The following is a 7,927-nucleotide window of genomic DNA, read 5'->3' as shown; positions in this document are numbered from 1 at the left end:
TGGTCGTTGCGCTGGTGAACCCGTTGCCACCGGCCAGCAGCAGGCCGCCAACGGCGTAAAACCCGAGCGCGGCCACGCTGGCGGCCCCGTCGGCGTCGATCAGCGCGAAGCCCAACCACTGCGAGAAATGGTCGACGCCACCAAGCAGCATCAGCGCACCCGCGACCATCACCAGGCCGATCGACAAGGTCGCCCCCTCACCCAGACGAGCGACCGCGCGGCCGACGATGAGGCCCTGAAACACGACCATGTTCACGCCAATATAGGTCATGAACAGCCCAGTCTCGCCATAGCCCCAGCCAAACACCTGCTCGCCGAACAGGGCCATCGTCGACTCCATCCCGGAGAACGACAGGAAGAAACAAAACACGATCGCGACCAGCCAGGCCATGTGCGTCCCGCGGATGCTGCGAACAGCGCGGGACAACCCTTCGGTGCTCAGCAGCTTGGCGCGAACCTGCAGGTTCGTTTGGCTGGTCGCGGGCACGCTGGTTTCTTTCGCGTCCCGAAAGTGAGTCTCGGGCAGCCACACCGCCGCCATCACCAGGTTGATCAGCGACAGGCCGGCGGACACGAAGAACGGCAGCTCGGTGAACACCTGGCCAAGCAGGCCGCCGATCCCCGGACCAAACACGAAGCCCATGCCCATCGCCGCGCCCATCCGACCCATGTACTTGGCGCGTTGATCCGGCGGGACCAGATCCGCGACGTAGGCGTGGGCCGTTGACATGTTGGCCTTGGACGAGCCCGCGACGAGCCGCGCCAGGAACACAATCCACAGCGCGTGGGCAAACCCCAACACCAGCGCGGCCACGACCGAGCCGGCGATCGAAACCAACATGACCGGACGTCGCCCGTAGCGATCGCTGATCCCCCCGAGCACCGGGGACATCACGAACTGCGCCGCGGAGAAGGCCGTTGACAACAGCGCGACCATCGTGGCGCTCGCGTGCATCGACTCTGCGTAGAACGGCAGGATCGGCAAGATGATCCCGAACCCCATCAGGTCCAGGAACAGCGTGAACGCGACCGTCGCTAGCGCGCGCCGCTTGGCCCGTTCACTCTTGAGCGGGTGGTTGTCGGGGAGCTCGTCGAGCGTGGGCACGGTGGTTGGCTAGGCTTGGGCCCCGCTCGAAGGCGCGGGACTTCGGGAGTGTAAACGTTCGACCTCGCCGGGACACTCGGGCGGAGCCCATCGCGCTGCGAAGATCAGCGCTCATGCCGCGCGGCTCAGGGCGGTCGCACGCGACCCGCCGCACAGCGAAGCGCCCAGACGTCCGGGCCACACCCGAGGGGGTCTGTGGGAGTATAAAGACGCCGTGCTGCCGCCGTTTCTGATCGATCAGCTCAGCCGACCGAAGGGCAAGTTCGCGCCGATCACTGCGTTGTTACTCAACGGCGTCAACGCGCGAACCATTCTTGGTGGCATCTCGGCTCTGGATCTGCGCCCCGGGCACCGGGCGGTCGATGTTGGGTTTGGCGGCGGGCTCTCGATCCCGCTGTTGCTCCGCGCGGTCACCAAGCAAGGGCACGTGTTCGCGCTCGAGACCTCCGACGAGATGCTCGCTCGCGCCAAGCGGCGCTTCATCGTGCCCCGTCTGCAAGGTCGGCTGCGCGTCGAGAAGGCCTACGTGGAGTCGCTGCCGTTGGGCGACGCCAGCTACGACGCGGTCATGAGCCTCAACACGATCCCGTTCTGGACGGACGTCGACGACGGGATGCGCGAGCTGGCGCGGGTGTTGGTCCCGGGCGGGCGGTTGGTGTTGGGGATCGCGGATCCCGACGAGCTCACGCGGGCGGGCTTCGCTGCGCACGGGCATCGGATCGTCGAGCCCGAGAAGCTTGGCGAGCTGCTGCCGCGCTACGGGCTAGAGATGCTGGAGATCCGGCGGACGGCCCACGAGACCGCGCTGCTGGTTGTCGTTAAACCTCGCCGGGGCTGATCGCAGTTGATATGGTGGGGTCGATGGCGCGTCTGATCCCCTGCCCGAGTTGCGGTCGTCACGTGCGAGCCGTCGCGCGTGACTGTCCGTTTTGTGGCCACGCAGGTGTCACTGTGGGTACACCTGCTCGACTCTCGATGTTGCTGCTTGGGCTGTCCCTCGCGGCCTGTACCGGCCCCACGGCGCCCGGCGAGGTCGCGCCAAAGCCCGCCGAGCCCGCCAAGGCGGAGCCCGAGGCCAACGAGACGCAGGTCGCCGAGCCCGAGCCCGAGCCCGAGCCCGAGCCCGGCGAGACCACCAGCGCCACCGAGACCAGCGGTGATGAGACCACTGGCAGCGAGGGCGCCGACGGGGGCGCGGCGATCGAGGAGTCAGCGGACACGCCGTCGATGAAGACCAAGTACGGGGCCCCACGGCCGGACCCGCGGCCCGCGAAGAAGTACGGCGCCCCGCCGAAGCCCGGCCCCTTCTGAGCCCATGTCCCGCCCCTCGCTCCCGATCGTCGACGCGTCACGACCCAAGCCGCGCGTCCGGCTACCGCTCGCGCCCGGTGTGCGCAGCTGTGACGACGTCCGGCCCGAGTACGCCGTGTGGGAGGTGACCTTGCGCTGCGATCTTGCTTGTCGCCACTGTGGCAGCCGGGCCGGGCACGCGCGCGCCGACGAGCTCGACACCGAAGAGGCGCTGGATCTGGTCACGCAGATGGCCGCGCTCGGCGTCAAAGAGACCACGATCATCGGCGGCGAGGCCTACCTGCGCGACGACTGGCACCTGATCGCGGCGGCGCTGGTCAACGCGGGGATCCGCTGCACGATGACCACCGGTGGGCGCGGGCTCACGGCCGAGCGGGTCGAGATCGCCAAGCGTGCGGGCATCGAGAGCGTGTCGGTCTCGATCGACGGACTCGCGCAAGCGCACGATCACTTGCGCGCCCTTCATGGCAGCCACGCCGCGGCCATGCGCGCGCTGGATCACCTGCGCGCCGCCGGGATCCCGCGCTCGGTCAACACCCAGCTCAACGGCTACAACCTGCGAGAGATCGAGCCGCTGCTCGACCAGCTCACGGCGCGCGAGATCCATAGCTGGCAGGTGCAGATCACCGTGGCCATGGGCCGCGCCGCCGACCACCCCGAGCTGTTGCTACAGCCATGGCAGATGCTGGAGTTGATGCCGCTCGTCGCTCGGCTCGCGCGGCGCTGTGACGAGCTGGGGATCCGCCTGTGGCCCGGGAGCAACATTGGCTACTTTGGGCCCTACGAGCAGCTGTTGCGCTGGGATCACAGGGACGGTCACCAGACAGGGTGCGACGCTGGCACGCGCACCCTGGGGATCGAGGCCAACGGCGACATCAAGGGCTGCCCTTCCCTCCCAAGCAACGAGTACGTCGGGGGGAACGTGCGCGAGCACTCGCTGCGCGAGATCTGGGAGCGGGCGGACGCGCTGCGCTTCAACCGTGAGCGCCGTGTTGACGAGCTGTGGGGGCGCTGCGCGGGCTGTTACTACGCGGACGAGTGCAAGGCCGGGTGCACGTGGACCGGGCACGTGTTGTTTGGACGGCGCGGGAACAATCCCTATTGTCATCACCGGGCGCTCGAGCTGCTGCGCGAGGGCCGACGCGAGCGGCTGGAGCTGCACACGCCGGCGCCCGGGGAGCCGTTTGATCATGGGTTGTATCGGGTGATCGAGGAGCCGTGGCCGGCCGAGCTGATCGATCGTGCGCGTGAGGTCGCTGCGTCGGGTGTTGGCTGGATCAGCTGAGTCGGCCGATCAGGCCGATCCCTTGTCCGTCTGCCAGCGATCGAGGATCCCCCGGGCATCGTTCCGCTCGGGATCCATGACCTCGTCATGCTCGTCCTTCTTGGTGGTCAGCTCGACCACGTACCCGTTTGGATCGCGAAAGTAGATCGACCGCAACGCCTCGAGCTCGGCCGGCCCGAACGGCGCCTGCCCTGCCGCTTTGGCCTTCTCGTACATCGCCTTCATGGTCACTTCGCAGACCTCGAGCGCGATGTGCAGATCCGAGGGGTCCTGCTCCTTGAACTCGAACTCGACCTCCGGGAGCTCGAAGAAGGCAAGATACGAGCCGTCGCGCATCTGAAAAAAGATGTGCAGCAGGGGGGTCTCCACGCCGGTCTCGGTCCTGTCTCGTCGCAGCGAGCACGCCAGCGGCAGGCCCAAGAAGTCCTCGTAGAAAGCGCGGGTCTCCTCGGCGTCGCGACAACGGTTGGCGGTGTGGTGTAGGCCCAACAGGGGGATCGTCTCTTTGTGCTGTTTCACGAGTTCCTTGCTGCGCGATGGCCCGGTGACGTGTCCGATCGCGCGCTCAGAGTGCTTGTAGATTGATCTTGGCACCGCAGCATTGGCCGCAGGCGCCAACTCCCGTCTGGCCCGGAGGAATTTGTTAGGCTCGCCCTCGCCACGATTTCATGGACGGCCCCGCCACAGCAGATCGTGCCTATTTGGGAGAGATGCCCGCTGGCACGATCGCGGCGTCGATCACCGCTCGCTTGATCCAGCACGCCGTTGCGAGCGGCGCGTCACAGACCGAGCTGCTGGCGAAGGTGGGGTGGCCCTCGCCCGCGGCACCCAACCCGGACGCTCGCGTGATCCTCCAGGTCCACTGGGGCGTCTGGCAATACATTCACGAGCAGGGTGCCCCCGACGACTTTGGCCTGGCCTTTGGCGAGAGCCTCGCGCTCGACCACCTCGGCGTGCTCGGCATGCTCATGGCCCACAGCGCCACCGTCGAAGTGGCCATGATGCAGCAGACCCGGTTCCAGCGGCTGCTCCTCGATACACCCTTCAAGGTGACGAGGCTCGAGCCTGACAAGCTCGTGATCGAGCACCCACTGCTGGCTGTCGCAGCACGAATGCCGCACATGATCGTCGCGGGTCTGGCGTTTTGGATCACCTTGTTCCGCTCGTTGACGCAGGCGCCCGTGGACGCGCTTTGCGTACACTTGCCGCACCCACCGTTGGCCAGCCTCGAGCGCTACCGCGCCACGTTCGGTACCAGTCCGCGCTTCAACGCCCAGCGGATCCTGCTGGAGATCGACCGAGCCTGGTGGAGCGCCCCCGTGCGTGCCCCATCGCTTGGCGTGGAGTCCTACCTTCGCGCCCGCGCGACGTCGCTCCTGGGCCAGCTCCCCGCCCGGGGTGAGCGGCTGGACGCCGTGCGAGGCTACATCGCCGACGAGCTTCGCCACGGGCGACGCCCGACGCTCGTGGGTGCCGCCAAGCGCGTGAACACCAGCACGCGCACACTGCAACGCAACTTGAGCGGCGCCGCGATGAGCTACGACCGACTGCTGGACGAGACCCGCCAGGGGCTCTCGCTCGAGTATCTGCGTGATGATCGGCTGACGATCGGAGAGGTGGCGGTGGTGCTTGGCTACTCGGAGCCCGCGACCTTCTATCGCGCATTCAAACGCTGGACGGGTGTGCCGCCTGGCGTCTACCGCTCAACCTGGTTTTGATCGTTGGACCGGGCCCGAGATTCTCGTGGTCGAGCCTCCGAAAGAATGTTACCCAGACGACATGCTGCGCTCGAAAGTCGCCGTTGGATTCGTATGGGCCTCACTCGTGATCGCGGGCTGCGACGACAAGCCAAACTCGGAGGCGGGCGCCACGGAGAGTGGTAGCGGCGACGAGAGTGGTACCGCCGATGCCGGCGATGGCGACGGGGACACTGGTGACGGTGACGGGGACACTGGTGACGGTGACGGGGACACTGGTGACGGTGACGGGGACGGGGACGGGGATGGCGATGGCGACACCGGAGACGGAGACGGAGACGGGGACGGGGATGGCGATGGCGATGGCGACACCGGAGACGGAGACGGGGACGGGGACGGCGACGGCGACGGAGATGGCGATGGGGACGGGGACGGCGACGGGGACGGCGACGCCAACCAGTGCCCAGACAACGACGACTTCGAGCCGAACGACCTACCCGAGGCACCCACGGATCTCGCCTGGGAAAACGTCGACAACTGGAGCGCCATCGTCGATGTCAACGCGTTCTTGTGCGCCGAGGAAAACGACTACTACCTGATCGACGCCGAGCCCCTGATGCTCGAGAATTCCGATTACTTCGAGGATTACACGCTGTTCCTCGACGCGTGGGTTCAAGGCAGCAGCTGGTGCGGCGAGGGCTGCGGTGAGCCGTTCTTGCCCCACGCGGCCGAGAACACGATGACCATCGAGGTCCTCGACGCCGAGACCCTCGAGCTGCTCGGCACCAACACGGGGACCAACGGGCGCGTCAACATTGGCGGCGCCGGCGAGCAGTTCCACCAAGCGCTGCTCGTGCGTGTGTTCGGGCCGTCCGAGGCGAGCTATCCCTACTACTTGCGGTTCGAACTTCGGGCGCTGAACGCCGAAGACGAGTGCGAGTGCTGAGGGGCGTCGCTCCGCTCGCACTGACCTTGCTGCTCGCTGGCTGCCAGCGAGGTGAGCCCGGATCCAAGCCGGGATCCACGCCCACACCCGAGGCCGCGGCGAGTCCCGAGCGCGTCAATGGCGATGAGCAACCGGCTGGCGCGTCCGCGTTCACAGCTCCACCACTGCCCGAGCGTCCGGCGGCGATCGACATCCACGTTCACCTCGTGGGCGGGCACGTCGACGAGCTGCTCGCGACCCTGGATCGCCACCGGATCAGCGCGGCCGCGGTGTTGGCCTCGCCGCATCTCGACCCCGACCATCCACCGCCGCCCGGGGGGGACAAATTTGCTGGCTGGCGGGCCGCCAACGAGCGGCTGCTAGAGCAGACCCAAGCGCACCGCGACCGCTTGCTGCCCTTCGTGACCGTCGAGCCGGCCCAGGTCGAGGCGGCGGAGCTCGAGGGCTGGCTCGATCGGGGGGCGTGCGGGGTCAAGCTCTACATCGGCCATCACAGCCTCCACCCGCGACCGCTCGACGACCCGGGCTACGCGGCTACCTTTGCGCTGCTCGAGCAGCGCGCGGTGCCAGTGTTGCTTCACGTCAACACCGTGCGCTTCGAGGACGAGCTCGACGCGCTGCTGCGTGCGTACCCAAAGCTCGAGGTGGTCTGTCCGCATCTTTGCGGGAGTCGGACGGACCTCGATCGGCTCGAGCGGATCTTGGCCAAGCACCCGAGCTTGCGGGTTGACACTAGCCACGGTGAAGGTCGGCCGGGGGTTGATGGGTTTACCAACCTCGAGCGCGAGCGGGAGCGGCTGCGGGCGCTGATCGGCGCGGAGCCACAGCGGTTCTTGTATGGGTCGGATCTGGTGACGTTGATCTCGTCTGGGTCGCAGGCGGAGTTCTCGCTGGGGAGGTGGCGGGGGCAGGTGGAGGCGAACCTTGGGTTGCTTGCGGCTGAGCGGTTTGAGTTTTTGCGTGATGGGGCGGGGCCGGCGATGCTGACGACCGGGGAGTATCGCGGGCTTGCGCTGGAGGGGGAGGTGCTCGAGGGGGTGTTGGCTGGTAATGCGCGTATTTGGTTGGGGGGGTGCTTGGGGCCTTGAGGACTCGAGAGAGCCGGAAGAGAGCCGGACTGGGAGTCATTGTCGTCGGGCAGCCCGGGCAAGGCTCGATCGGGCTTCCGGCCACGTTCGAGTCACAACTTCGCACCCAATTTCGAGTACAGAAGGCCAATAATCCAGGCGATCCACCGCCCGACTCGCAGCTCAACCCCGCCGAACCAATACACGACGACGGGATGGCTCGCGCGACCCCGCCGTCACTCTCTCGCCCGCCCGCAGATAGAGAGCCGGACTGGGAGTCATTGTCGTCGGGCAGCCCGGGCAAGGCTCGATCGCGCAAGAGAGCCGGACTGGGAGTCATTGTCGTCGGGCAGCCCGGGCAAGGCTCGATCGGGCTTCCGGCCACGTTCGAGTCACAACTTCGCACCCAATTTCGAGTACAGAAGGCCAATAATCCAGGCGATCCACCGCCCGACTCGCAGCTCAACCCCGCCGAACCAATACACGACGACGGGATGGCTCGCGCGACCCCGCCGT

Annotated in this window: 8 protein-coding genes; 6 read left to right on the top strand and 2 right to left on the bottom strand. The window is 67.2% G+C overall.

The genetic code is table 11. The features are described 5' to 3' along the window. On the bottom strand, window positions 1-1,105 hold a 1,105-nt coding region (locus tag DB30_RS39540; protein WP_052559168.1), incomplete at its 3' end, for an MFS transporter. A gap of 214 nt (window positions 1,106-1,319) precedes the next feature. Between DB30_RS39540 and DB30_RS39535 the strand changes: the two genes are divergently transcribed. From DB30_RS39535 to DB30_RS39525, 3 genes are all read left to right on the top strand, one after another. Next, the gene (locus DB30_RS39535) at window positions 1,320-1,943 is read left to right on the top strand and encodes a class I SAM-dependent methyltransferase (protein WP_052559166.1); all 624 of its coding nucleotides are present in this window, start codon (window positions 1,320-1,322) and stop codon (window positions 1,941-1,943) included. 113 nt (window positions 1,944-2,056) lie between these two features. Further along, on the top strand, window positions 2,057-2,416 hold the full coding sequence (locus tag DB30_RS39530) for a hypothetical protein (protein ID WP_146662748.1): 360 nt from the start codon (window positions 2,057-2,059) through the stop codon (window positions 2,414-2,416). 4 nt (window positions 2,417-2,420) lie between these two features. Next, window positions 2,421-3,701, top strand: a complete 1,281-nt coding sequence (locus tag DB30_RS39525; RefSeq protein ID WP_052559162.1) for a radical SAM/SPASM domain-containing protein — start codon at window positions 2,421-2,423, stop codon at window positions 3,699-3,701. Window positions 3,702-3,710: 9 nt separating this feature from the next. Here the strand turns inward: DB30_RS39525 and DB30_RS39520 are convergent, their stop codons facing one another. Then, entirely contained in the window at window positions 3,711-4,220 is a 510-nt protein-coding gene (locus DB30_RS39520) for a VOC family protein (protein ID WP_205633178.1), read from the bottom strand. Between the two features lie 191 nt (window positions 4,221-4,411). Here DB30_RS39520 and DB30_RS39515 point away from each other — a divergent pair, with 191 nt between their 5' ends. From DB30_RS39515 to DB30_RS39505, 3 genes are all read left to right on the top strand, one after another. Beyond that, window positions 4,412-5,419, top strand: coding sequence for an AraC family transcriptional regulator (locus DB30_RS39515; protein ID WP_052559160.1), 1,008 nt, complete (start codon window positions 4,412-4,414; stop codon window positions 5,417-5,419). Between the two features lie 61 nt (window positions 5,420-5,480). Then, window positions 5,481-6,344: a hypothetical protein gene (locus DB30_RS39510; protein WP_052559159.1), complete on the top strand. Its 864-nt coding sequence runs from the start codon at window positions 5,481-5,483 to the stop codon at window positions 6,342-6,344. Next, complete coding sequence (locus DB30_RS39505; protein ID WP_052559157.1) at window positions 6,338-7,432, top strand: amidohydrolase family protein; 1,095 nt, start codon at window positions 6,338-6,340, stop codon at window positions 7,430-7,432. The genes DB30_RS39510 and DB30_RS39505 overlap by 7 nt, the downstream gene beginning before the upstream one ends. Window positions 7,433-7,927 lie beyond the last annotated feature (495 nt).

The sequence above is a fragment of the Enhygromyxa salina genome (assembly GCF_000737335.2).
GTDB lineage: Bacteria > Myxococcota_A > Polyangia > Nannocystales > Nannocystaceae > Plesiocystis > Plesiocystis salina_C.
Note: the sequence above shows the minus strand (reverse complement) of the source record. Positions and strands in the feature narration are given on the sequence as shown.